This window comes from Neptuniibacter sp. QD37_11 (genome assembly GCF_047778105.1).
Lineage (GTDB): Bacteria > Pseudomonadota > Gammaproteobacteria > Pseudomonadales > Balneatricaceae > Neptuniibacter.
This window is the reverse complement of record NZ_CP180552.1, coordinates 2,049,364-2,073,954: the sequence shown is the minus strand read 5'-3', so window position 1 is coordinate 2,073,954 and position 24,591 is coordinate 2,049,364. Positions and strand designations below refer to the sequence as shown.

The window sequence follows — 24,591 nt, the reverse complement described above, 5'->3', positions numbered from 1 at the left end:
GCTTTTTTAACGAGTTAAGTAATTAGATTACTTAGCTTCGTTTTTAGCTTTTACTTCAGCGATTACTTCGTCAGCAACATTCTGTGGGCATGCTGCATAGCGTTCAAACTCCATAGAGAACTGACCGCGACCAGAAGTAATAGTACGTAGGTGACCGATGTAACCAAACATTTCAGATAGTGGAACGTCTGCTTTGATGCGAACGCCAGTAGCGCCAGCTTCTTGGTCTTTGATCATGCCACGACGACGGTTAAGGTCACCGATTACATCACCAACGTTGTCATCTGGAGTGAATACGTCAACTTTCATGATTGGCTCAAGAAGTTGTGCACCCGCTTTAGGGATAGACTGACGGAAAGCGCCTTTAGCTGCGATTTCGAATGCTACTGCCGAGGAGTCAACCGCGTGGAAGCCACCATCGAATAGTTCGATTTCAACGTCTAGTACAGGGAAGCCTGCTAGTACACCTTGTTCCATCATGCCAGCGAAGCCTTTTTCGATCGCTGGGAAGAATTCTTTAGGTACGTTACCGCCTACTACTGTAGAAGTGAACGTGAAGCCAGAGTTTGGCTCACCTGGCTTGATGCGGTAATCGATCTTACCGTATTGACCAGAACCACCAGACTGCTTCTTGTGCGTGTAGCTGTCTTCAACAGACTGAGTGATAGTTTCACGGTATGCAACCTGTGGCTTACCTACTTCTAGCTCAACGCCGTAAGTACGCTTAAGGATGTCTACCTTGATGTCTAGGTGAAGTTCACCCATACCTTTAAGGATTGTTTCACCAGAATCTTCGTCAGTTTCAACTACGAAAGATGGGTCTTCTGCAACCATCTTACCGATAGCGATACCCATTTTCTCAGTAGAACCTTTGTCCTTAGGAGTTACAGCAATAGAGATTACTGGCTCAGGGAAGATCATTGGCTCAAGAGTACAAGGGTTCTTCTGATCACATAGAGTGTGACCAGTCTGAACGTTCTTCATACCAACAATTGCGATGATGTCGCCAGCTTGAGCAGAATCTAGCTCAGTACGGTCATCAGCGTGCATCTCAACCATACGGCCGATACGCTCAGTTTTGCCAGTGTAAGAGTTAAGGATTGTGTCACCCTTGTTAAGAACACCAGAGTATACACGTACGAAAGTTAGAGCGCCGAAACGGTCATCCATGATCTTGAATGCAAGTGCACGGAATGGCTCATCTACAGCTACTGTAGCTACTTCGCCAGTTGGCTCACCAGTTTCTTTATCAGTTAGTGGCTGAGCATCAACTTCTACTGGGTTTGGTAGGTAGTCAACAACAGCATCTAGAACAAGCTGGATACCTTTGTTCTTGTATGCAGAACCACAGAAAGTTGGGAAGAAGTCTAGCTTACGAGTACCTTCACGGATGCAACGCTGGATCTCTTCTAGAGAAGGCTCAGTACCTTCTTCTAGGTATTCCATCATTAGGTCTTCGTCTTGCTCTAGAGCAGTTTCGATTAGTTGCTCACGGTACATAGCCGCATCGTCTACTAGATCAGCAGGGATGTCAGTTACTTCGTAGTTCTCTGGAAGACCAGAATCGTCCCAGATGTAAGCTTTTTGAGATAGAACGTCTACTACACCTGTGAAGTTGTCTTCACGGCCGATTGGTAGGGTCATTACTAGTGGGTTAGCGCCTAGTACGTTCTTAACCTGATCTACAACGCGGTAGAAGTCAGCACCAAGACGGTCTAGTTTGTTTACGAAGATCAAACGAGCTACTTCAGACTCGTTTGCGTAACGCCAGTTAGTTTCAGACTGAGGTTCTACACCACCGGAACCACAGAATACACCTACACCACCGTCAAGTACTTTTAGGGAACGGTATACTTCAACTGTGAAGTCTACGTGGCCCGGAGTATCGATGATGTTCATGCGGTGGTCTTTCCAGAAACAAGTCGTCGCTGCAGACTGGATTGTGATACCACGCTCAGCTTCCTGCTCCATGAAGTCAGTAGTAGCTTCGCCATCGTGAACGTCACCCATCTTATGGATCTTACCAGTAAGCTTAAGGATACGTTCTGTTGTTGTGGTTTTACCCGCATCTACGTGCGCGAAAATACCGATGTTTCTGTACTTGGTTAAGTCTGTCATCTCTATACTCGACTAAGTGAGGTCCTAAAATTGCGCGACAGTATACAAGGTTTTTTATGACTTTTCGAAGAAAAATTACAAGGAAATACTTCTTTCTGCTGAGATTTATCGATGATTGGGTATTAACGGAAGGCTTTTATAATTGCTGCTAGTTTTTTTAACTGAATTTTTGAATTTAACTTATTGATATAAAAGGAATAGGCGGGGTTTGTGGGGTAAAAAATTAAATTGCACTGTTTAGTGGCGTTTTGAATTCGAGAAGGTGCTGAGCCGTAATAAAGGGGTCGTAACCTAAAAAAGTTAAAGGAATTAGATTAAATAGGGGATTTGAATGATTGTGATGACGGATTATGATCGCCCGATAGATGATTTATTTAGGTAGATATAAGTATGTTAAGTGTTGATGTGTTAATCGGATTTATTATTGCGTCTACGTTAATTTCCTATGCGCCGGGGCCTGATAATATTTTTGTTTTGATTCAATCGATTCTTCATGGTCGTAAAGCCGGGATAATTGTCACCTTGGGCTTGTGTACCGGTCTGCTATTTCACACCGTTGCTGTCACTTTAGGTGTGGCTGCAATATTTCAGGCCAGTGCTTTGGCGTTTACCCTGCTTAAAATCGTTGGTGTGGGTTATCTACTTTATTTAGCGTTTATCTCTTTTCGTGCGGCTGCTGCCAAGGTATCTATGTCAGAGCAGCCACAGCTTAGTGCGATGCAACTCTATCGTCGTGGAATTCTGATGAGTTCTACTAATCCTAAATTGGCGATCTTATTTATGGCCTTCCTGCCTCAGTTTGCCGACCCTGCGGTTGGCTCACTAAGTCAGCAGTTATTTACCTTAAGTATGGTTTTTATCGTTGTAGCTTTCTTTGTCATGAGCTCAGTTGCGCTACTTTCGGGGAGTTTACGCGGTTGGATTCAAGATTCGGAATTGGGTCAGTCGATTATTAATAAAGTCGCTGGCACCGTCTTTGTTGGTTTGGCTCTGAAGCTCGTTACGACTGAAAGATAATGCTACTTAATCTTGCCTGCTACTCTGCAAGATCTCGCCAGTGATCGTAATCTTCAGTAATAAAGCCTGCGTGTATATAAGCTTGGCGAATCGCATCTGGTGATTTTTGTCTTTGCTCTTGGATGTAGCTTTGCAAAATAGTGTAAAGCTGAGTATTACGCGCCGGCAAAATAAAAGAGCGAGATGCATCAAAGCTGACTTTTACCCCAGATACCCGGATTAACTCACCGCCGATCCTCGTGACGACCGGCTCTTTAAGGTAGGAGAGGGTAAAGTCTCCACGGCCACTGGATATAAAATTAGCAATAAGGTTTCTAGTGGGTAGTAAGTTGACTTGCTTAGTTCCAATATCGTTCAGGGCCGTTTGGTCAGTTTTCCAGCTTCTGACCGTAACGCCTCTTAGTTTTGTGACATCGATATCTTCACCTAACTCCAAAATGTCAGTTCTGTTTTTGGTAGAAAAAACGCCGACTTGAAATTCGCCATTGCGAATAATGGGTGTGGTTATTAAGAGGTTTGTTTCTGCGAGATGATCGCTTTCAAACAGTGATTGGCCAACCATATCAATCTTGTTATTGGTGGCTAACTGCAGGCCGCGTGTAACATTGGGGTATGGCACCAGCCGAATAAGGTTGACGTACTTGGCAGATTTTACAGCGTTACAAATGACCATAATATCCATGGTGATTCGCTGAATATCTTTTAATTCTTCAGAGTCTAATGCTGGACACTCTTCTACCGGCAAAACATTCGAATAGCCCTGTTTCCCAGCCGCTAATTTAAAATGCTCATTAACGTAATTAGCATGAACACCAATCGATAGGGTGTCTGCACTAAGTTGGCTTGATACTAATAACAGCAGCGTTAAAAAAGTTCGCATTGTACGACTCAACCAAATTGGACCATTTTATTGTAGTAGATCAATCAGTTAAGGAATATAGAGCTTCTTAGGTTAAAAAGTCTTATATCAATGGCTATAATGCGCCTCCTTATTACAACGTGTGTTAGGTCAGGTATTAATGGACGCTCTCGACGAGATCAAAGAATTTTTAGCATGTGAAACTCCCGATTCTTGGATTCAAGCTGCTTTGCAGAATCAGGATATCCTTCTGATTGATCATGCGCATTGTGAGAAGAAAGCGGCTTCTACAGCAATGACATTGATGTTTCGCTATGTTGATCGTCTTGAGTTGTTAAACAAGATGTCACGTCTAGCACGTGAAGAGCTGATTCACTTTGAGCAAGTGCTGGCGATTATGCAGGACCGAGGTGTGGTTTATGATCACATGTCTTCTGCAAGATATGCAGGCGGTATGCGTACCCATGCGCGTACATCTGAGCCAGGTCGTTTGATCGATGTTCTCATTATTGGTGCTTATATAGAAGCGCGTTCTTGTGAGCGTTTTGCCAAATTAGCGCCGTTCTTGGATGAGGAACTGGCTAAGTTCTATCGCTCTTTGCTGAAATCAGAGGGTCGTCACTACCAAGATTACTTAGGTCTTGCTGCGGACTATGCCGGTGAGCCCATTGATGAGCGCGTAGCGTTTTTCCGCGAAGTTGAACGAGAGCTGATTGAGTCACCAGATGATGAGTTCCGTTTCCATAGCGGTGCACCAACATTCATCTGATTATTATGTAGGAGCCCACCCCCCCCCGTGGGCGATTTTTATCATTTATCGCTCACAGGGTGAGCTCCTACATCACTCGACTTCGAAGCTAATGAGATCGTATCCATCCTGATCGACTTTAAGATACCAGCCGAGCTTGTCCCAATCGCCAAGCACTATACGTGTCGCAGACTCGGGAGCTAATTCCACTTCATGTACAGCAGGTCTATGGGTATGACCATGAATCATCAGTGAAACTTTGTTATCAGCAAAAGATTGTTTAACCGCGTCTGCATTTACATCAGTGATGTAATCAGACTTTTCGGTTGTGCGTTGTTTGCTGGTGTCTCTCAGTTGTCGAGCGATAGCTAAACGCTCTTCTAATGACTTACTTAAGAAATCTTGTTGCCACTGTGGATTGCGAACCAAAGCGCGGAACTGCATGTACTCAGTATCATCGGTGCAAAGCTGATCACCATGAAGCACCACGGCATTGCCAATTGGCAATGAAAGTACGAATTCTTCAGGTAGCAGTTTGGCACCGATGCTTTGGCAGAACTGTTCCCCTACCAAGAAATCGCGGTTGCCGTGTTGGAAGAAAATTTCACAGCCTTTGTCACTCATTGTTTTGAGTTGCTGTAAAAGCTCATCCAAGCCAGGGGTAGGGCAATCATCGCCAATCCATGCTTCGAAAATATCCCCTAGAAGATACAACTGCGTTGCATCGGTAGCAGTATGTTCTAGAAAATACGAAAACGCCCGGGAAAGATCCGGGCGTTCGGGTTTCAGATGTATATCTGAGACAAAGTATACGGGCATTATTCTTCTTCTGCGCTTTCTACTTCTTCTGTAACGATTTCAGCTGACTCGATGATGATATCTTCAACCGGTACATCTTGATGGCCTGCGCGGATAGTAGTCGATGCAGCTTTAAGTTTGTTAACTACATCCATACCGTCAACAACTTTACCAAATACCGCGTAGCCCCAGCCTTCAGTTGTTTTAGCTGTATGGTCAAGGAAAGTGTTGTCAGAAACATTAATAAAGAACTGTGCAGATGCGCTGTGTGGATCCATTGTGCGTGCCATAGCGATAGTGCCTGCCGCATTAGATAGACCGTTGTCTGCTTCGTTTTCAATAGTTTCGCGAGTAGTTTTTTGTACCATACCTGGTTCAAAACCGCCGCCTTGGATCATGAAGCCATTGATTACACGATGGAAAATAACGCCATCGTAAAAGCCTTCCGTGACATATTGCTCGAAGTTTGCTGCTGTTTTCGGAGCTTTTTCGTGGTCTAGCTCTATAGAGATATCACCAAAATTAGTATGGAGGATGATCATTGTTGTAAAGTCCACTTCTTCGCCTTTGACTGGCCCATTATACGCAAGTCTAAGAGAAACGCATCACTGTTTATTCCTAAGTGGCGAATAATTGGTTCTAAAGTACCAACTCCAAAGAATTGTAGGAGGCCTTTTTGGTATGCGGGGATTACTTAGAAATTTATTGAAAAAATCTTACTGATATTCACTGCCAATTAGGCTGCGCATCCGTTTATAATGTACAACAATTTATGCCCTATAGATGTGGACGCGTTTCGGGGCAATTCAGAATTCATGCAATGTCGGGATTAAGACGTTTTTATGAGCAATACAGAAAGCAGTAAACCTACTAACTTTATTCATCAGGTGATTGAACAGGATCTGGAAGACGGTAAGAACAACGGAAAAGTTGTTACGCGTTTTCCGCCAGAGCCAAATGGTTATCTTCACATTGGCCACGCAAAGTCTATCTGCCTGAACTTTGGCACTGCTGACAAATATAACGGCGAATGTAATCTACGTTTTGATGACACTAACCCGACCAAAGAAGATCAAGAATACGTTGATGCGATCAAGCAAGACGTTGAATGGTTAGGTTTTAAGTGGGCGGGTGAAGTTCGTTACGCGTCAAACTACTTTGATCAGTTCTACGAGTGGGCACAGCACCTTGTTCGTGAAGGCAAAGCATACGTTTGTGACCTGAGCCCAGAAGAAGCAAAAGAATACCGTGGTTGGGCAACTGAACCAGGTAAAGACAGCCCGTTCCGCGAGCGTTCACCTGAAGAGAACCTTGACCTTCTAGAACGCATGCGCAAGGGTGAGTTTGACGAAGGTAGCTGTGTACTGCGCGCTAAGATCGACATGGCATCGTCTAACATGAACCTGCGTGACCCGATTCTTTACCGTATTCGTAAAGAGTCTCACCACCAAACAGGTGACAAGTGGTGCATCTACCCAAGCTACGACTTTGCACATGGCCAAGAAGATGCGATTGAAGGCGTAACGCACTCGATTTGTACCCTGGAGTTTGCTGATCACCGTCCATTGTACGAGTGGTTCATCGAAAACCTACCTGTACCATCACAGCCACGTCAGTATGAGTTTGGTCGTCTAAACCTAAACTACACAGTAACAAGTAAGCGTAAGCTGAAGCAGCTTGTTGATGAGAACCATGTCAATGGTTGGGATGACCCACGTATGCCAACTATCTCTGGCCTACGTCGTCGTGGTTATACGCCAGCTTCTGTACGTAACTTCTGTGACAGCCTAGCGGTTGCTAAAACTGACGGCACAGTTGATATGGCTCAGTTCGAATTCTTCGTGCGTGAAGATCTAGATAAAAATGCACCGCGTGCAATGTGTGTTGTTCAGCCACTGAAAGTCACAATCACTAACTATGACGAAGGTCAGGAAGAGTGGTTCGAGCTGCCTAAGCATCCTAAAGATGAAACGATGGGTGTTCGTAAAGTTCCTTTTACACGTAACATTCTTATCGAACAAGACGACTTTGCTGAAGTACCGCCACGTAAGTGGAAGCGTCTAACGCAAGGTGTTGCTGTTCGTCTACGTGGTTCTTACGTTATTACCTGCCAAGAAGTTATCAAAGATGCGGATGGTAACGTTGTTGAATTGAAATGTACTTACGATCCTGCAACTGCCGGCGCGAATCCAGAAGGCTACAAAGCTAAAGGCGTTGTACACTGGGTATCTGCTGATAACTCTGTACCTTGTGAAGTGCGCGAGTACGATCGTTTGTTCTCCGAAGCAAACCCAACAGGCGATAAGGAAAAAGATTTCCTTGAGTTCATCAACCCAGAATCTCTAGTGGTTAGAACTGACAGCCGTTGTGAAGTAGGTCTAGCTGATGCAGCAGTGGAAAGCGCTTACCAGTTTGAGCGTACCGGTTACTTCTGCGTAGATTCAGACTCTACAGCTGATAAGTTGGTATTTAACCGTACCGCTGGCCTGCGTGATTCGTGGGGGAAATAAATTAAGACCCGCTAGTAGCAGCTAAGGTCAGCTAAAACCGGCTAAGAGCAGAGATGCTTTTAGCCGGTTTTTCGTTTTTGGCTGATTTTATCCGCACCAGGCTGTTTCTTCCTGCCTTTATCCGATTCTTACCCGCCCTTATTAACTCCTTCGCGGCAGGCACTTAATAGCTGTTCTGCAAAATCGTCCTCATTAACCGCTCTGGCAATCGCAACCCCACCAATCATTAGCACTGCTTTCTTAATCGCTTCGCTCTCATCGAGGGCTGGCTGGCCTTCATTTAGCTCATGGATATTATTGATAAAGCCTTTCAGTACGCGGGTATAGGTGGTACGGACCTGATCATCCCGTTGATGAATGTCGGTGGTTAAAAACGCTAATGGACAGCAGAACTCACCATTCCGATGTTTGTCGCTCAGGTAAGTTTCAATAATATCCGACAACTGAAAACCAGAGCGTTCAATGGTATGACTTTTAGCTAGGTGAGCAGCGCTCAATATCGCTTCGGCGTAGAGATCGCTCTTAGATTCAAAGTGATTGTAAAACGCCCCTCGGGTTAGACCGGCGTGTTTCATCACATCGTTAATCGCCACTTTATCAAAGCCATCTTTGGTAAAGAGTTCTGCAGCGCTATCAATAATCTTTTTACGACTCTGCTGCTTTTGTTCAGCCGTCCACCCCATAAAAACTACTCCTGTACTTGCTTATGCCGGAGTATGGCATAAGTTTAAAATATGTTCTTGAACATATTGTGTCGGTCAATAAAGTGGAGCTCAGGTAGTTAACCGAATGAGTTAACCGAATTAGATAACAGGAGTTTAAGCATGACTGCACCAATCCGAATTTATGGTCCATCTTTCAGTACATTTGTGCGCAGTGTGATGATGGCTTGCGAGCTAAAAGGACTGCCTTACGAGGTAACTACACAAGTGGATGGCGAAGCAGTGGGTTTTCATACCCCAGGCCATAAAGCGATCCACCCATATACCAAATTTCCAGTGCTTCTAACTGAGAAAGGGCCAATTCCAGAGACCGTTGCGATTCTGCATTACTTAGAAAATGAATACGGTGGCGCAAAACTTTATCCAACTGATCCATATGCTCAAGCTCAAGTTGAAGCGTGGAGTGGAATCAGCGGTATCTATGTCGATTTTGAAATCGTGCGTAAAGTATTGCTTGAGTTCATCTTCCCGAAAGGTGAAAACGGCACAGTACGCATGGATAAAGTAGAAGCAGCAGTGCCAGGTATCGAAAACGCACTATCCATCGTTGCTGATCAACTAGCTGATTATCCTTTTATCTGTGGTTACGAACTTACGGCTGCAGACCTAATCTTGATCCCGATTATCGATTACATCGAAGGCAATGAAGTAGGTAAGCCACTGGTAGCTAAGCACGAAAACGTACTGAACTATATCCAGACTATTCGTCAGCAGGATTTTGCGAAGGATGTTCTTAAATAGATTCAGGACGCTACGCTAGAGGACGCTGCTGCGCAGCTAGAGATCGGCTTCGCCTTTTAGGACGCTTCGCTAGAGAAAAATCTAAAGGGCAAATACAGAGTTTGATTAGAAAGTAGGGTGTAATGGGTTAACCGTTACGCCCTTTTTTATGGTTTGATTGAGATATTAGGTATGGTTGATGCTTGCCTTCAGTCTAGGGCTAAGTCAAAAATAGCTATAAAACAGATAGATGGATGTCTGGCATGGGTAGATATACGGAGCCTCGTATATAAAAATGTTATGCACTTGAGGATAGATAGTGTTTATTGAATACCAGAAAGAAAGGGACTGTTTGTTTTTCTTAGGTGCGGGAGCTTCCTATAGTGATGGAGTGCCTCTTCAGAAAGATATAGTTCCTGAGATACTCTCTCCTAAAGATGAAGAATTTGAAAATTCAGAGTTAAGGAAGATTGTGTGTGCCTTTATCACTAACAACTTTTCGTATTCAGAGGAAAGCAATACATATCCCTCATTGGAGACTATTTTCTCATACATAGATTACTTCATCGATAATGATGTTGCCTTATGTAAGGTCTACACTCTTGAAAAACTGAGGCTACTTAAAGAATCTCTGGTTAAACTAATTTATTTCATAACTTCGAAGTCAGCAAAATCCCCGCTTACAAAGCGGGAGAGAGAAGTAAAGGGCCGAGAGAATGACAGCGTTTACTCATTTTTGTGGGAGCGCGCAATTGAAACGAATAGAAATTTTTCAATAATAACTACAAATTACGATAATCAAATAGACGATGCTTTTGATAGGTGGTTATACCCAAGACACGGGTTAATTGATTATTGTATAGATTTTCTGAATTACACAAAAGAAGATGGACTAATAGGTTTTGACTGGTGGGTCAACCCCAGAGAGCCGATTCCCGATTGGGACAATTGTGATCCTCGACCAATAAAATTAATTAAGCTTCATGGAAGCCTAAACTGGAAATATTGTAATTGTTGCTCGCAGGCAGTTCTTACACCTTGGAATAAACATATAGATTTAGATACCGGCGAACTCCCTAGGTTTGATCCTTCATGGATGGGAGACATTGATAATGCTGAATTGTGCCCTAGAGATGGCTATCCTCTCTCAACTCTGATTGTTCCCCCAACACATAGTAAAATATTGAAGCATCCAGTTGTACAAAATCTCATATACGAAGCTCAACTAGAAATTAGATCAGCAAAGAAAATTGTCTTCATTGGGTATTCATTTCCAGATGCTGACATACATATAAAAGCATTCTTTGCAAAAAACTTAAGAAACGATGCGGAGCTAACAGTTGTGAATCCTTATTTGACAGAGGCAGCTAGGCAAGCTTATAGAGGCCTATCATCAAAGGTAGAGTTCATAGAGGATAGCTTTGAACAAGCTCTAGAAAGTGGTCTTATGGAAAGTGTAGTAGGTAAAAATGCATAACAAACAGCTGCAATCTGGCTCCTCAAACTGTCATGCTTTTTGTTCCAAAAAGCCCGCCTGCTTGCTACACAGTTGATCTGGGCGTTAGCTGCCTCTATAAATCCCAACATCTAGGAAATATCATGAAAGAGATCACCAGAATAAATCATGTAGGCTTGAGAGTTCGGGATATGGAGGTTTCTCGTGAATTCTATGGGAAGCTTGGATTTGAATTTATTGTTGGTCCTGTGGGGCCAGAGCCTGTTGCCATTATTGAGCATCCATCGGGAATAAACATCAATCTTATTTTGAATGCCTCTAAAGAGGCACCTAAAAAGAATATGTTGATGGAAGCAGACCTTAAATACCCCGGCTATACACATATTGCCCTTGAAATAACCGATTACAATTCCGCAAAAAACAGCATTGAGGAGCTTGGTTTCCCGATTACTGGAGAAGTTGAATACGAGGGTGCTCAGTTTTTCTTTATTAGAGATCCTGATGACAATGTAATCGAGTTTCATCAACCAGCCAGTAGGGTGTAATAGCGGAGCGTATTACACAAATCCGTACGATCCATGCCGCAAAGGCTTTTCCTCTAGCCGCGTAGCGGCGTCCTCTAGCGAAGCGTCCTAAAAGGCGAAGCCGATCTCTAGCTGCGCAGCTGCGTCCTATTTCTTAAAAACCACCGTCCTATTGCCATTGAGAAATACCCGTTTCTCAATATGGTATTTCACCGCTCGAGAGAGTGTGATGCGTTCTATATCTCTTCCTTTAGCGATTAGATCTTCTGGATAGTAGGTATGGTCAACAGGTTCTATCCCTTGGGCAATGATAGGGCCTTCATCGAGATCTGCATTGATATAGTGTGCGGTAGCGCCCACCGTTTTCACGCCTTTCTCATAAGCCTGATGATAGGGCTTTGCGCCTTTAAAGCCGGGTAAGAGTGAGTGATGGATATTGATTGCCCAGCCTTCCAGTTTTTGACAGAGCTCATCAGAAAGCACTTGCATATATCGAGCTAATACAACGAGATCGGCGTTTGTCTCCTGAATTATTTTCCAGAGTTGCTGTTCTTGCTGCTGTTTACTTTCTGGCGTGATTGGAAGATGGTGATAAGGGATCTGATACCAGTCTGCTAGATCTTTCAGATCGGGGTGGTTAGAAATGATCGCGGGTATCTCGATGTTTAGCTGACCAATCTGTTTTTTGTAGAGCAGGTCATTGAGGCAGTGATCAAATTTAGACACCAGAATCACAACTCTGGGCTTGTAATCACTAGGCTGTAACTCCCATTGCATATCAAACTTTTCAGCTCTGAGAGAAAAGCGCTGGCTGAATGTACTCTTATCAAAGTGACTATTGGTTCTGAAGCATGCTCGGATAAAAAAACGCTGACTACTCTCGTCATCAAAGGAGTGGAGCTCTTCTATATAGTGTTCGTTTTCGTAGAGAAAACCCGTCACAGCATCAACCGTACCCAGTTCGCTGGGGCAGCTAGCCGTGAGTATCCATGAACTGCTAGTCATTTCAGTCTCCTTATCAGATATTTAATAAGTTTAGACGATCTTTTTTAGCTCCATAGATGGTAATGAGGCGTAAGGATAGAGATTGATTGGAAGTGCTAATCAGCTCCCTGATTCAGTAGCAGGAGCTGATTGGATCTTAGTTTTTTTCACAAAATTATTTCAGTAAAAACTTTCGCAAAATCTTATAAACAAAATCACGGTTTTTAAGAATAAAGGCGTTTTTAGGTAACCAAGGACTTGAGTGAAGTACTGTTTTCGCTTTCGAAAAAGTTTGGAAGCCTTCGTAACCGTGATAGTGACCCATACCTGAATTACCTACACCACCAAAGGGAGCATCATCTGCAGCTGCGTGCAAAGCAGTGTCATTAATCGATACGCCACCGCTATGGGTGTTGTTTAACAGGTAATCAATTAAAGCGTTATCCTTCGACATGATATACAACGCAAGTGGCCTTGGGCGCTCATTGATATAACGTGTTACCTCTTCGATTTTGTTGTAGGTCATGACTGGTAGGATCGACCCAAAAATTTCCTCTTTTAGAATACTCATATCCTCAGATACTTGAGTCACTAGGTGAGGGTAGACACGTCGTCCTGCATCACTCTCTATTGCTTTGACTGGGTGAAGCTTGCCACCTTTACTTTTGGTGTCCTCAATAAACGCCATTAAACGATCATATTGTCTTTCGCTAACGATATGAGTTTGGGTGTTCTGGTTATCACCGTTCAAGTGATACTGGGTGTATCGCTCAATAAAGGTAGAGATAAATTCGTTTTCTCTCGCTTCAGGAACAAAAATATAATCTGGAGCTACGCAGATCTGCCCAGAGTTGACTGATTTACCTAAGATCACCGCATCAACGGCAATATCCATACTGATCTGGTCATCAATGATGGTTGGAGATTTTCCACCCAGCTCTAGCGTAATCGGGGTTAAATTATCAGCAGCCGATTTAGCGACAAGTTTGCCTACCGCAGATGAGCCTGTAAAAATCAGATGATCAAATGGCAATGCTGAGAACGCTGCACCTACATCGGCTTCGCCTTCAATAATCTGAATATACTCGGAAAGCTCTTTAACGATCTCGCGTAGCACTTGATTGGCATTAGGCGTGAACTCGCTCATTTTGATCATCACTCTATTACCTGCAGCCAAAGCTTGAATTGCAGGCCCGAGTGCAAGGAATACCGGGAAGTTCCAAGGTGTAATAACACCGACCACACCTAAAGGTTGGTAGTGGACTTTCACCGATGAAGGGAAATGCATCAAACCGGCATGACGTTTAGAAGGTTTCATCCATTTCTTTAGATTTTTTAGCGCGTAGTTAATGCCCGCGACGCTAGGAAGTACATCGGCAATAAGCGTGTCGAACTCACTGCGATAACCGTAATCTTTTTTCAAAGCATCATAGATCGCTTGCTCATGTTTAATGACAGAGGCCTTAAGGGTTTTAAGGACAGTTACGCGTCCAGCATAAGAGGGTGCTGGTTGCGCATTGTATGCGCCACGCATCGTCTGAAAGGTGATCTGTAAATTATCTGGCGAGATGTGGTTCAAATTAGTCATCTTATTACCCTGGCTAAAGTCATTTAATCGCTTTCCATGCCTCTCATTGCTCAAGCTTTACCGGACTTCTAAGGATTCACATACCTTGCTGTATCAGAGGAATCGCTCACACACTTGAAAACATATCGATAGATTAGTCGCTAGCTAGGTATTAAGGAATTTACAAAAATTACTAAGGGTAATAAAAATAATGAATAATAATTTTATTTCAGAGAGTTACGGGTAGCTCTTATTACAGAACGGGGTTATGTATCTGAATATTGTTCCAGAATCTGAATGAATTTCTTAACCGCAGGTGCATATTCAGTTTCTTGACGTGTAATGCAGTAGGATTGCCAAGGTATCTCTTCAGCAATATCTAATTGCACTAATTCCCCGGAATCTAACTCTTTAGTAAATAGCTCTCTCGGGCCACCGGTGAAGTAATCGGAAGTCATAACGATCGATTTAGCGATCTGGTAATTATCACATGTGATTTTAAACGGTAGGTAAACATCGTTTTCTTGTAAAAACTCTGACATGGACTTGTTTACGCTAGGACCTATACCCGGGAAATTATTAAGCTCATCGGTAGGGAGGGTCCCTTTGCTTTCAGTTAATGGGTGGCCGGCTCTAACTACAAAGACAATGCGTGCACTTTGAACCTTTCTGATGACTAATTCGGAAGCGCGCTCTTGAGGTAGTGCAGGGCCAATACCTATATCAATCTCACCGTTAAGCACTAAGCTCGGTATCTTCTGTGGTAGATCCACCTTAAATGAGATCTCTATATTGTTGGACTCTTCGACAAAGTCCATCAGAACTTTTGGGAAAAGTAGTTGCTCAACAATAGGGCTCACCCCGATCTTTAATGTCCCACCTTCAAGGTTGGATAGAAGCTCAACATGACGACATAAAGTATCCAGCTTTGCACGAAGCTGCTCACCACTCTCAATCAAGTAATTGGCAATCGCTGTTGGGTTCATTCCTGTACTTTGTCTATGGAACAGCTCAACTTTTAATACTTTTTCTAAACGTGCAATCTTCTTGCTCAAGGTCGGCTGAGACATATGCAGCTTTTCCGCAGCTTTGCTAATACTCCCTTCCTCAGCAACGGTTTTGAGAAGGATGATATCCGAGACATCGAGCATAAGAGGTACTCATTTGTTTATGTGTATCTGAAGAATATATTCCTTTTTTTAATAGCAAGGAACGATTAAAGAAGGACGCTTCGCTAGAGGGCGCTGCTGCGCAGCTAGAGATCGGCTTCGCCTTTTAGGACGCTCCGCTAGAGGAAAAGACTCAGGGCATAAGATAAGTTGTCATGTTTGATGCTTGCTTTAAACTAAGTGCGGCGTTCAAAGTCTTTATATATGTTGTTGGAAATTAGTTAACTAGGCGGCCAATTAGCTGTCTTATACGAGCTCGCAAATGAATAAATATTTAGCATCTTCAGAATTTATTGATTGGGAACATACTGATGTTTTCACTCAGGCGAAAGACCTTGCTGGTGGTTCCCCTGATCCAGAAGAGATTGCTAGTCGATGTTTTGAATTTGTGCGTGATGAAATAAGGCATAGCCAGGATAACGAGCTAAACCCTGTAACTTGCAAGGCATCAGATGTTCTAAAGCATCGTACAGGCTATTGCTACGCTAAAAGCCACCTGTTGGCTGCGCTGTTACGGGCTAATAACATTCCTGCTGGCTTATGTTATCAACGTCTGACAATTACAGATGTCCCTCCTTTTTGTCTTCATGGTCTTAACGCCATATATCTAGAGAGGTATGGCTGGTATCGCGCGGACGCTAGGGGAAACAAAGAGGGCGTTTCGGCTAAATTCTGTCCGCCGATCGAGAAATTAGCTTTTCCGATAGTGACGGAAGGGGAAGCAGATTTACCTGAAATTTGGGCTGAGCCTTTGTCGGTTGTGATAGAGGTGCTTACCAACAGCAAAACCTATCAGGAAGTGGCGGATAATTTTCCTGATATCGAACTTGTAAGCAAGTAGGGTGTAATAGCGGAGCGTATTACACAAATACATAATTCTAACGGTGCAATACGTTTCGCTATTGCACCCTACGATTTGCGCCTCAAAGCTTTTTTCTAGTCACTAACAACTAGCAGCTTTCCCCTACAGCTGCGCAGCAGCGTCCTGCTCTTAAACCTTAAACTTCCCAAGTTCAGCATCTTGCTTACGCGTCAGGTCAGTCATTTGATGGCAGTTGGCTTCCTGTTCTTTTGCGTTGTTAGCCACCGATTGGCTGAGGTCGCGGATATTAGTGGTGTTACGGTTGATCTCTTCTGATGTAGCACTTTGTTGTTCTGCCGCGGTGGCAATCTGCACTGTCATCTGGTTAATTTCTTGGATGTTGTCGCGGATAGTATTCAAAACATTATTCGCTTCGCTGGCAACGTCTTGTGTTTGTGCTGCTAGTTCACGGCTTTGTGTGATGGTTGTTTCAGCGTTTCTTACACCAGACTGGAGCTGCTGAATCATATCTTTGATCTCTTCAGTCGATTGCTGAGTTCTGGAGGCGAGAGCACGGACTTCGTCGGCTACTACGGCAAAGCCTCGGCCTTTATCACCAGCACGGGCTGCCTCAATCGCGGCGTTAAGGGCAAGTAGGTTGGTTTGGTCTGCTATCTCAGTGATCACGGTGAGTATGGATTCGATATTGTTACTGTAACCGGCTAGCTCGTTGACGGTATTCACAATGTTTTCCATATCTCCCGCTAAGTGGCTAATCGATGCTGTCGTTTTTGACACGACCGCCACACCATCACTGGCTGCTGAGTCCGCGCGTTGTGCAGAATCTGCAGCATGCTGTGCATTAGTTGCTACGTCTTGAGCAGTGGCGGACATTTGGTGCATTGCTGTGGCTAATTGATCGAGCTCGTATAGTTGTTTTTCAAGCTCATTAGCTGCTGTAGAAGCTGAATTGAAGGTGTGGTCACTATTCGAGCGTACATCTGAGGAGATCTGTTTTACCCGAATGATTAGATCCTGAAGGTAGCCAATAAACTGGTTGAAGTCCGTAGATACTTGGCCAAACTCATCTTGAGTTTTAACTTCTAGGCGCTTGGTCAGATCGCCTTCGCCACTGTTTATCTCGACTAATGAGCTACGAAGGTTTTCTAGAGGAAGTAGCTGCTTAGATACGGTCACATATAAAGCACCGCTGCAGATAAGAGCGCTGATAATCGTTGCAATGAGAGCAGTGATACCTATTTGATTAGCATCGGCCATTACAAGGCCTTTATCTAAAACTACACCTATTAGCCATTGGCTACCTTGAAGATCTTCTAGCCTACTAAAAGAGACAAATACGGTATCGCCGTTAACGGATGATTCGGCTAGCTCACGGTTAAAGCTAGGTGCAGTGCCATCGAATAACTCATTGATGGATTTACCATTCATATCTGCGTTGGGATGGCTGATTATGTTGCCGTTTGAGTTGAGCAGGAATGCGTAACCGGTGTTGTTGAAGTTAAGGGTGTTCAGAGCATCGGATACGGTCTTTAAGCTTAGATCGCCACCAAATGCGCCTTTGAATTGACGGTTATCGTAGAAGTTAGCTACGGCTGAGATAAGGATTTCGCCACTGGCAGCATCGGCATAAGGGTCGGTTAATACCGCTCTGTCATTTTGTTTTGCATAAGGGTACCAAGGGCGTTTTCGTGCATCCCAACCTGTTGGGTTCCATTCTGGGTCATTGGTTATCTTTTTACCGTCGGTATCTAGGCCACCAAAAATCAAAATAAACTCTTTTTTAAGGATTGGATTATCGAAGGTGGACTGTATGGTTTCTTGAGAAAAGTCTGCGTTGATGCTCTCCGCCATCATATCGATCAGTTTTAATTTGGCGTTGAGCCAGTTGGTTATCTGATAGCTCAGGACCAAGGTGGCTTCTTGGGTACTTTGCTCTGTTTTCTCATACAGAGCATCTCTGACGCTGCTGTATTGAATCCATGAATAGATAGCAAAGGTTAGGACAACAACAGTGGAAGCGAGTAGGGCAACCTTGTGTGAAACTTTCATACAGTTAACCTCAAAGACGAGACTTCAAGTTTATGACCAGTTTAAGAATAGCTAGGCAGGGCAATTTCCCTGCGTTGATAACTAGTTATTCTAGACCAGATATTTGGAAGGCAATTTCGGATTATGAAATTGTTGAGTGTTTATCGAGGAGAATATGCAAAGTACCTGAGTTAAACGCTTGGTTTTTGTGGTAGTATCTTCGCCCAAGATCTGCTGTTGTGCAGATAAATTGTTGTCGCCTCAGTCAAATTGGCTGGGGCTTTATATTTTGCGTTGGGTTTACGTCCCAATTAGCGGAGCTTGTATGTCTGATTTACCCCAAAATACAGAAGAGCAGACGGTTGTTTGTGCTCTTTATAAATTCGTTACACTGGAAAACTTTGAAGCATTAAGAGAACCATTGTCCGATTGCATGCAAAAGGTAGGCGTGCGCGGAACTTTATTGCTAGCTAATGAAGGTATCAACGGCACGATCGCGGGAAGCCGCGAAGGTATTGATACAGTGCTAGCGTGGTTGCAGCAAGATGACCGCCTGAATCCTATCGAATACAAAGAGTCGTTCGATACCAGCAATCCTTTTATGCGTACCAAAGTTAAATTGAAAAAAGAGATTGTGACTATGGGTGTTGAAGGTATCGACCCTAAAAAAGTGGTGGGTACCTACGTAAAACCAAAAGATTGGAATGCGCTAATTTCTGATCCTGATGTGGTTTTGGTCGATACGCGTAATGACTACGAAGTGGCGATCGGTACATTTGAAAATGCGATTGACCCAGAGACTAAGACATTCCGTGAATTCCCTCAGTACGTTGCTGAAAATCTTGATCCAGAGAAGAACAAGAAAGTGGCCATGTTCTGCACTGGCGGTATTCGTTGTGAAAAATCGACAGCCTATTTGAAAGAGCAGGGTTTTGATGAGGTTTATCACCTAGAAGGCGGTATTCTGAAGTACCTTGAAGAGGTAGATGAAGAAGATTCGATGTGGAAAGGTGATTGCTTTGTCTTTGATAGCCGCGTTTCTGTAAAACATGGCTTGGAAGTAGGTGACTACGATCAATGTCACGCGTGCCGTATGCCAATTACAGAAGAGGAAAAGCAACTCGCTTCGTACGAGAAGGGTGTGAGCTGTGTGCACTGTATCGAAAAGATGAGTGATTCACAAAAGCAGCGTTTCCGTGAACGTGAACATCAAGTACAGCTAGCGAAGGAGCGTGGTGAATCTCACCTAGGTTCTGATGTGCAAGATGCTGTTCAAGCGCATCGTGATGCCAAAGCCGCTTATCGCGCAGCGCAAAAAGAGCGTTCTAAAGGCTAATCAGCCTTGATCAAAACAAAAAAAACCATGCCAAGGCATGGTTTTTTTATATCTATCTGAAATTGCTTATTTGCAGCAAGATTCAGAAATGATCTCAATCTTGTCTTCTTTTACAGCGTGGAAGAAACAGTTAGAACGTTCTGTATGGCAAGCCGGACCCGACTGATTCACTAGGCATAAAAGCGTATCGCCATCACAATCGATACGCATCTCAACTAGCTTTTGTACGTGGCCTGAGCTTTCGCCTTTACGCCAGTAGCTTTGGCGTGAACGAGACCAATAACACACTTGGCCAGTTTTTAGTGTTTCTTCAATGGAAAGGCGGTTCATCCACGCCATCATTAACACTTCGCCAGTCTCTGCTTGCTGAGCAATCGCGGGGATCAGACCGTCTTCGTTATAGCGAAGGTTATCAAGTGCCGCGCTTAGATCTGTTTGGCTGCCTTTATCGCCAGACTCTAAGTCGTAGTAAAAACTGTTTTTCATTGTTGCTTCTCTGCTACAAGTAAAATCTGCGGGCATCATAACACAAGGAATTGAAAGGGGCGGGACAATTAAATTGAATCATTGTCCTCTTTTGTGCTCAAACCAGTAACTGGAATTTTGAGACTGCACTATGTTTTCACGGACAAGCCTTTTAGCCTTCCTTATCGCAATACTCGTCACCTTGGTTTGTTTTAAGTCGTGTTCGGTGTTTGCTGAGCATAATGGGTTTGATCTTTCCGATAGTCTAATCCCAGCCGAAAAAATCCTTCCAGGCGGGCCAGCGCGTGATGGCATTCCTTCTATTGATAGGCCTGAATTTATAGCGGCGAAGCAAGCGGGCGGTTGGCATGATGATCAACAAGTGTTGAGCCTAACCTTGGCCGGTATTACCCGTGCATATCCTATTAATATCTTAAACTGGCATGAGATCGTGAATGATAATTTTGGCGGTCAGCCTGTTGTGATCAGTTATTGTCCTCTATGCGGAACAGGCATGGCGTTTTCTGCTGATATGAATGGTGAGGCGCTGACCTTTGGTGTCTCTGGCTTGTTATATAACAGTGATGTTCTGCTCTACGATCGTCAGTCAGATTCTCTCTGGTCACAGTTAAAAAGTCAGGCCGTGACCGGGAAATTCAAAGGTCAAAAACTCATTCAATTACCATTGAATCAGATGACCTGGAAAGAGTGGAAAGCTCGTTACCCCGATGGTGAAGTGCTCAGTCGTAATACTGGATATTCAAGGGACTATTCTCAAAGTCCTTATGGCAGTTATGACGAAAGCCCTGTGCTGTATTTTCCTGTGGAGTTCCGAAGCCAAGCTTACCATCCCAAAGAAAGAGTTTTGGGTGTGGAGGTGGATGGAACATTTAAGGCGTATCCCTTTGCTGAACTATCCAAAACATCAAATAATGAGCTGCTAGACGATTTTAATGGCCGGCAGTTTAAACTGCAGTTTAATGCATCGTCTCGTACGGGGGAGGTTGTCGATACTGAAACAGGTAAACCTTATCCGGCAGTCAACTCGTTTTGGTTTGCTTGGTATACCTTCCATCCCGACACAGATGTTTATAAAGCTCAGTGATTTAGCTGATAAACTATTTATTAAAAGTCTCTAGATAAAGCCCCAAAATGGTATTTGAACCTACAGTCAAAAGGTCGTTAGACTGTAGGGGAGTTAGATTTAGTTAGTAAAAGATGGATTCGAATCACCGATGACGAACGCTTTAGGCATATCTGAAAAACAGAATACGTTGTTGCCTTTTATTATTGCTGGGCCTTTGTTGCGCAAAGTTACGCCTGACCAAGTTGCTTTGTGGCTGGTTACCTCTGAGCCCTTAAAAGGCTCTTTCCATTTTTATCAGGAGCAGGAGCTTGTTGCTCAGGTAGATTGTGCTTCGATTAACCAATCTATTCAGGTGGGTAAATCTGCTTTTATCAATTTAATTGAGTATCGGCCGGAGCACTCCCTCTCCACTGATACTTGGTTTTCTTATGATCTTGAGTGTGAAGTTCGGGGTGAAATTCAGAATTTAAAAAGCCTGTTGCCCCACCTGGTTTATCCAGGTGAAGACCGCCCCAAGTTTGCCCTAAAAACTCAGCTGGATCAGGTGCTGCATGGTTCTTGCCGTAAACCTCACTATGCATCCGAAGATGCGCTGCTACGCGTCGATCAAGTATTAGAAAGTTCAATAGACGATATTGAATCTCGCCCTGCGCTTTTGATGATGTCGGGTGATCAGATCTATGCGGACGATGTCGCTGGGCCAATGCTATCGGCCATACATCAGACGATAGATCTACTCGGTTTAGCGCCTGAGTTGATAGAGGGAGCTACGGTAAGGAACAGCGCCGAACTTTATAAAAGTGAGCATTGTTATTACGAACGTGAAGAGTTGCTACCGCAAACACCTGCAGGGCAAGATTTGGCCGATCGCTTTTTTGCCGGAGCAGAGAAACCGATATTTACTGCGGATACGGCACACAATCATCTGATTACATTGGCTGAGATGTTGGCGATGTATTTCTTGGTCTGGTCACCACAGCTTTGGCGTCATATCTCACTAAACGCAGGCGAAGTTTCAGATAAATATATCGATCGATACTTAGATGAACAGAGAGAGATTGATCTATTTGTTAACGGTTTACCTGACGTTCAGCGTGCTTTAGCTCAAATTCCTGTTTATATGATTTTTGATGATCATGATATTACTGATGATTGGAACCTAACCCGAGGTTGGGAAGAAGCGGCTTATAGTCATCCGTTTTCCAGAAGCATTATCGGTAATGCGCTAATCGGTTATTGGCTTTGTCAGGGCTGGGGGAATGCCCCTGATCAATTCCCGCAGCAATGGACGCAGCTGGTTCAGCAAGATGCGATTGCAGACGGTGGGGAAGTTAGGAATGATCTGATTACTCAGGTGCTTGAGTTTGAAGCCTGGAGTTACTGTCTTAACACGTCACCCAAACTGGTGGTTTTGGACACCCGCACTCGCCGCTGGTGGTCGGAAAGTAGTGGGGCTAAACCTTCAGGATTAATGGATTGGGAGGCGTTGTCTGAACTGCAGCAAGAGCTTATTGGTGAAGACGCAGTGCTTTTGGTTTCTCCCGCACCGATTTTTGGTATGAAACTCATCGAGACAGTTCAGCGGATCTTTACCTACTTTGGCCATGCGCTGATGGTGGATGCTGAAAACTGGATGGCTCATGCAGGTTCTGCCAATGTGATTCTCAATATCTTCCGTCATCCTAAGACACCGCAGAATTTTGTGATTTTGTCGGGTGATGTGCATTACTCCTTTGCTTATGACATCAAGATTCGTTTCCGGAAAAACAGTCCAGATATTTGGCAAATCACCTGCAGTGGTTTAAAGAATGAGTTCCCACATGCTTTGTTGAATCTCTTTGATAAAATGAACCGATGGCTTTATGGCAGTCGTTCACCGCTTAACTGGTTTACCAAACGTAGACGGATGCAGATTCGCTCTCGCATCCCTGAAGGTATGCCGGCTAAAAGGGTATTTAATGGTAGTGGCGTCGGACTAGTTAAGCTAAATCAGGTTGGTGAGCCTACTGAAGTGAGCGTGCTCAAGGCTCAAGGTGGTGATATAAGTTTCCCTTACAGAAAGCCTAAGTCTCGCTCTTAACGATAACAGGAGCAATGCATGATAGATTGCTCCTGTTAACTATTTATCTATTCTCCATCTGCGCTTTTTTCCATCCTTGTTGCAATCGCAATTCTATTCCATGCGTTGATTGCAGTGATTTGCATGATGATTTCCACAAAACCTTTCTCACCAAATTGCTCTAGTCCTTGCTGGTAAGTTTGATCGCTTAGGTCTTGTGGATTGGTTAAAGTAATCTCTTCGGTAAGGGCAAGAGCAATTCTTTCCTCTTCGTTAAATAGCTTCGATTTTCTCCACGCAGATAGCGCATAAATACGTTGTTCTGATTCGCCTTTTGCTCGTGCCTGGCTTGTATGCATATCGATGCAGAATGCACATTCGTTTAGCATGGATGCCCGTATTTTGATCAATCCTTTCAACTTATAACCGATGCTTATATCTGAGAGGTAATTCTCCATCTGTAACATAGTGTTAAATGCTGAGGTGTGTGACTTAACAAAGTCTATTCTCTGTAGCATGTTTCAATCCTAATCAATAACGTTGAATGATTTGATTATTTTGGCGCTAAGCAAGAATGTTTAGAATCTGTTATAAAAGCGGAACAATTTTGCGTATTTTGCAAAAGTTAAGGCTAGATAATTAAGGTGTGCAAACAGGGTAAGAAAAGATGCTTGAGTTACTACGGATATTTATTCAGGTGGCTAATTTGGGGAGTTTTTCTAAAACAGCCAAAGCGCTTAATATCGCGCCATCCTCGGCTACGAGAAGTATTGATAAATTAGAAGCTGAATTAGGCGTTGCGCTTTTTAAGCGCAGTACTCGATCTTTGTCTCTGACTGAACACGGTCAACAGCTGTTTGAACGTGCTAATTTACTTTTAGCGGATGCCGATGATTTAGTCAGTTCCGTTAAAGATGCAAATGCGGAACCTAAAGGGGAGCTAAAAATCTCTGTTTTTGAGAGTTTTGGCAGGCAAAAGGTTTCGCCAATAATTCCAGCATTTCTCAAGCAATTCCCAGAAGTGAATGTACAGATTGAGCTGGATAACCAACTGGTCGATCTGAAAAGCAGTGCGTTCGATATCGGTATTAGAATTGGTAAACCAGAAGACTCAGATTTACGTGCCCGCAAACTCATAGAGAACCGAATGGTGCTATGTGCATCATCGAGTTATATAGATGTATTCGGGTCGCCTGCAAAACCGAGTGAGCTTTCAGATCATAATTGCTTGTTATTGAATCAAGGGCGGCAGCGCTGTTATTGGCATTTTAATTCTAAACTGAGCTCTGAGAAGAACTCTCTACAGAGCTCTTTTAAGAAATATAAAAAGGTTCTGGTGACCGGCAATTTATCTTCTAAAGGCGGCTCACCTCTGGTTGAAGCGGCCATTGCAGGAACCGGTATTTTATTGATCGCTAGATGGATGGTGGAGGATCATCTGAACGATGGAAGCCTGATTGAATGCATGCCAGAGTGGACACCATCGCTTTATGAGCAGGGTAGCGGAGATATCTATGCGATCTATCAAGGCAGTCGATATCTCAAGCCGAGTGTCCGTAGTTTTATCGATTTTCTAGTTGAGCATATTTCGGATTAAGGTG

The 24,591-nt window shown here is 43.7% G+C and carries 22 protein-coding genes; 11 read left to right on the top strand and 11 right to left on the bottom strand.

The annotated features are described in order from the left end of the window. Nucleotides 1–27: 27 nt before the first annotated feature. Nucleotides 28–2,118 carry an elongation factor G gene (gene fusA / locus ACMXYT_RS09470; RefSeq protein WP_415898467.1) on the bottom strand — a complete coding sequence of 697 codons (2,091 nt, stop codon included), beginning with the start codon at nt 2,116–2,118 and terminating at the stop codon, nt 28–30. Between the two features lie 390 nt (nt 2,119–2,508). On the opposite strand from fusA, the gene ACMXYT_RS09465 reads away from it, so the two are divergent. Further along, nucleotides 2,509–3,135, top strand: coding sequence for a LysE family translocator (locus ACMXYT_RS09465; RefSeq protein ID WP_415898466.1), 627 nt, complete (start codon nt 2,509–2,511; stop codon nt 3,133–3,135). A gap of 19 nt (nt 3,136–3,154) precedes the next feature. Here ACMXYT_RS09465 and ACMXYT_RS09460 read toward each other — a convergent pair whose 3' ends face one another. Beyond that, on the bottom strand, nt 3,155–4,015 hold the full coding sequence (locus tag ACMXYT_RS09460) for a hypothetical protein (RefSeq protein WP_415898465.1): 861 nt from the start codon (nt 4,013–4,015) through the stop codon (nt 3,155–3,157). A gap of 139 nt (nt 4,016–4,154) precedes the next feature. Here ACMXYT_RS09460 and ACMXYT_RS09455 point away from each other — a divergent pair, with 139 nt between their 5' ends. Then, nucleotides 4,155–4,763, top strand: a complete 609-nt coding sequence (locus ACMXYT_RS09455) for a tRNA-(ms[2]io[6]A)-hydroxylase (RefSeq protein WP_415894078.1) — start codon at nt 4,155–4,157, stop codon at nt 4,761–4,763. 72 nt (nt 4,764–4,835) lie between these two features. Here ACMXYT_RS09455 and ACMXYT_RS09450 read toward each other — a convergent pair whose 3' ends face one another. Together ACMXYT_RS09450 and ACMXYT_RS09445 are read right to left on the bottom strand one after the other, a co-directional pair. Further along, nucleotides 4,836–5,561, bottom strand: coding sequence for a UDP-2,3-diacylglucosamine diphosphatase (locus ACMXYT_RS09450; protein WP_415898464.1), 726 nt, complete (start codon nt 5,559–5,561; stop codon nt 4,836–4,838). After that, nucleotides 5,561–6,082 carry a peptidylprolyl isomerase gene (locus tag ACMXYT_RS09445; protein ID WP_415884660.1) on the bottom strand — a complete coding sequence of 174 codons (522 nt, stop codon included), beginning with the start codon at nt 6,080–6,082 and terminating at the stop codon, nt 5,561–5,563. The genes ACMXYT_RS09450 and ACMXYT_RS09445 overlap by 1 nt, the downstream gene beginning before the upstream one ends. A 300-nt stretch (nt 6,083–6,382) precedes the next feature. On the opposite strand from ACMXYT_RS09445, the gene ACMXYT_RS09440 reads away from it, so the two are divergent. Further along, nucleotides 6,383–8,050: a glutamine--tRNA ligase/YqeY domain fusion protein gene (locus ACMXYT_RS09440; RefSeq protein WP_415894080.1), complete on the top strand. Its 1,668-nt coding sequence runs from the start codon at nt 6,383–6,385 to the stop codon at nt 8,048–8,050. 128 nt (nt 8,051–8,178) lie between these two features. Here the strand turns inward: ACMXYT_RS09440 and ACMXYT_RS09435 are convergent, their stop codons facing one another. Next, nucleotides 8,179–8,733: a TetR/AcrR family transcriptional regulator gene (locus tag ACMXYT_RS09435; RefSeq protein WP_415881513.1), complete on the bottom strand. Its 555-nt coding sequence runs from the start codon at nt 8,731–8,733 to the stop codon at nt 8,179–8,181. A 141-nt stretch (nt 8,734–8,874) separates the two neighbouring features. Between ACMXYT_RS09435 and ACMXYT_RS09430 the strand changes: the two genes are divergently transcribed. The 3 genes from ACMXYT_RS09430 to ACMXYT_RS09420 all read left to right on the top strand — a co-directional run bounded on the left by ACMXYT_RS09430 (nt 8,875) and on the right by ACMXYT_RS09420 (nt 11,493). After that, nucleotides 8,875–9,513 carry a glutathione S-transferase family protein gene (locus ACMXYT_RS09430; RefSeq protein WP_415898463.1) on the top strand — a complete coding sequence of 213 codons (639 nt, stop codon included), beginning with the start codon at nt 8,875–8,877 and terminating at the stop codon, nt 9,511–9,513. Between the two features lie 298 nt (nt 9,514–9,811). Then, the gene (locus ACMXYT_RS09425) at nt 9,812–10,969 is read left to right on the top strand and encodes an SIR2 family protein (protein WP_415898462.1); all 1,158 of its coding nucleotides are present in this window, start codon (nt 9,812–9,814) and stop codon (nt 10,967–10,969) included. Nucleotides 10,970–11,091: 122 nt separating this feature from the next. Then, nucleotides 11,092–11,493, top strand: coding sequence for a VOC family protein (locus tag ACMXYT_RS09420; protein WP_415898461.1), 402 nt, complete (start codon nt 11,092–11,094; stop codon nt 11,491–11,493). Between the two features lie 126 nt (nt 11,494–11,619). Here ACMXYT_RS09420 and purU read toward each other — a convergent pair whose 3' ends face one another. The 3 genes from purU to ACMXYT_RS09405 all read right to left on the bottom strand — a co-directional run bounded on the left by purU (nt 11,620) and on the right by ACMXYT_RS09405 (nt 15,174). Continuing rightward, nucleotides 11,620–12,477 carry a formyltetrahydrofolate deformylase gene (gene purU / locus ACMXYT_RS09415; protein ID WP_415898460.1) on the bottom strand — a complete coding sequence of 286 codons (858 nt, stop codon included), beginning with the start codon at nt 12,475–12,477 and terminating at the stop codon, nt 11,620–11,622. 154 nt (nt 12,478–12,631) lie between these two features. Further along, complete coding sequence (locus ACMXYT_RS09410) at nt 12,632–14,044, bottom strand: coniferyl aldehyde dehydrogenase (RefSeq protein WP_415898459.1); 1,413 nt, start codon at nt 14,042–14,044, stop codon at nt 12,632–12,634. Nucleotides 14,045–14,289: 245 nt separating this feature from the next. Beyond that, entirely contained in the window at nt 14,290–15,174 is an 885-nt protein-coding gene (locus tag ACMXYT_RS09405; RefSeq protein ID WP_415898458.1) for a LysR family transcriptional regulator, read from the bottom strand. Nucleotides 15,175–15,454: 280 nt separating this feature from the next. Between ACMXYT_RS09405 and ACMXYT_RS09400 the strand changes: the two genes are divergently transcribed. Then, nucleotides 15,455–16,033 (top strand): transglutaminase-like domain-containing protein, encoded by a 579-nt coding sequence (locus ACMXYT_RS09400; RefSeq protein ID WP_415898457.1) that lies wholly within the window; start codon nt 15,455–15,457, stop codon nt 16,031–16,033. A 150-nt stretch (nt 16,034–16,183) separates the two neighbouring features. On the opposite strand, the gene ACMXYT_RS09395 is transcribed toward ACMXYT_RS09400, so the two are convergent. Beyond that, a complete protein-coding gene (locus ACMXYT_RS09395) occupies nt 16,184–18,064 on the bottom strand; it encodes a methyl-accepting chemotaxis protein (protein ID WP_415898456.1) in 1,881 nt (626 codons plus the stop codon). Nucleotides 18,065–18,368: 304 nt separating this feature from the next. Between ACMXYT_RS09395 and ACMXYT_RS09390 the strand changes: the two genes are divergently transcribed. Further along, nucleotides 18,369–19,379, top strand: a complete 1,011-nt coding sequence (locus tag ACMXYT_RS09390) for a rhodanese-related sulfurtransferase (RefSeq protein WP_415898455.1) — start codon at nt 18,369–18,371, stop codon at nt 19,377–19,379. A gap of 66 nt (nt 19,380–19,445) precedes the next feature. Here ACMXYT_RS09390 and hisI read toward each other — a convergent pair whose 3' ends face one another. After that, nucleotides 19,446–19,865 carry a phosphoribosyl-AMP cyclohydrolase gene (gene hisI, locus ACMXYT_RS09385; protein ID WP_415898454.1) on the bottom strand — a complete coding sequence of 140 codons (420 nt, stop codon included), beginning with the start codon at nt 19,863–19,865 and terminating at the stop codon, nt 19,446–19,448. A gap of 130 nt (nt 19,866–19,995) precedes the next feature. On the opposite strand from hisI, the gene ACMXYT_RS09380 reads away from it, so the two are divergent. Together ACMXYT_RS09380 and ACMXYT_RS09375 are read left to right on the top strand one after the other, a co-directional pair. Then, a complete protein-coding gene (locus ACMXYT_RS09380) occupies nt 19,996–20,949 on the top strand; it encodes a DUF3179 domain-containing protein (protein WP_415911362.1) in 954 nt (317 codons plus the stop codon). Nucleotides 20,950–21,079: 130 nt separating this feature from the next. Continuing rightward, nucleotides 21,080–23,011: an alkaline phosphatase D family protein gene (locus ACMXYT_RS09375; RefSeq protein ID WP_415911361.1), complete on the top strand. Its 1,932-nt coding sequence runs from the start codon at nt 21,080–21,082 to the stop codon at nt 23,009–23,011. A 47-nt stretch (nt 23,012–23,058) separates the two neighbouring features. Here ACMXYT_RS09375 and ACMXYT_RS09370 read toward each other — a convergent pair whose 3' ends face one another. Then, the gene (locus tag ACMXYT_RS09370; RefSeq protein ID WP_415898451.1) at nt 23,059–23,508 is read right to left on the bottom strand and encodes a carboxymuconolactone decarboxylase family protein; all 450 of its coding nucleotides are present in this window, start codon (nt 23,506–23,508) and stop codon (nt 23,059–23,061) included. Between the two features lie 149 nt (nt 23,509–23,657). Here ACMXYT_RS09370 and ACMXYT_RS09365 point away from each other — a divergent pair, with 149 nt between their 5' ends. Further along, nucleotides 23,658–24,587 carry a LysR family transcriptional regulator gene (locus ACMXYT_RS09365; RefSeq protein ID WP_415898450.1) on the top strand — a complete coding sequence of 310 codons (930 nt, stop codon included), beginning with the start codon at nt 23,658–23,660 and terminating at the stop codon, nt 24,585–24,587. The last annotated feature ends 4 nt before the right edge of the window (nt 24,588–24,591 follow it).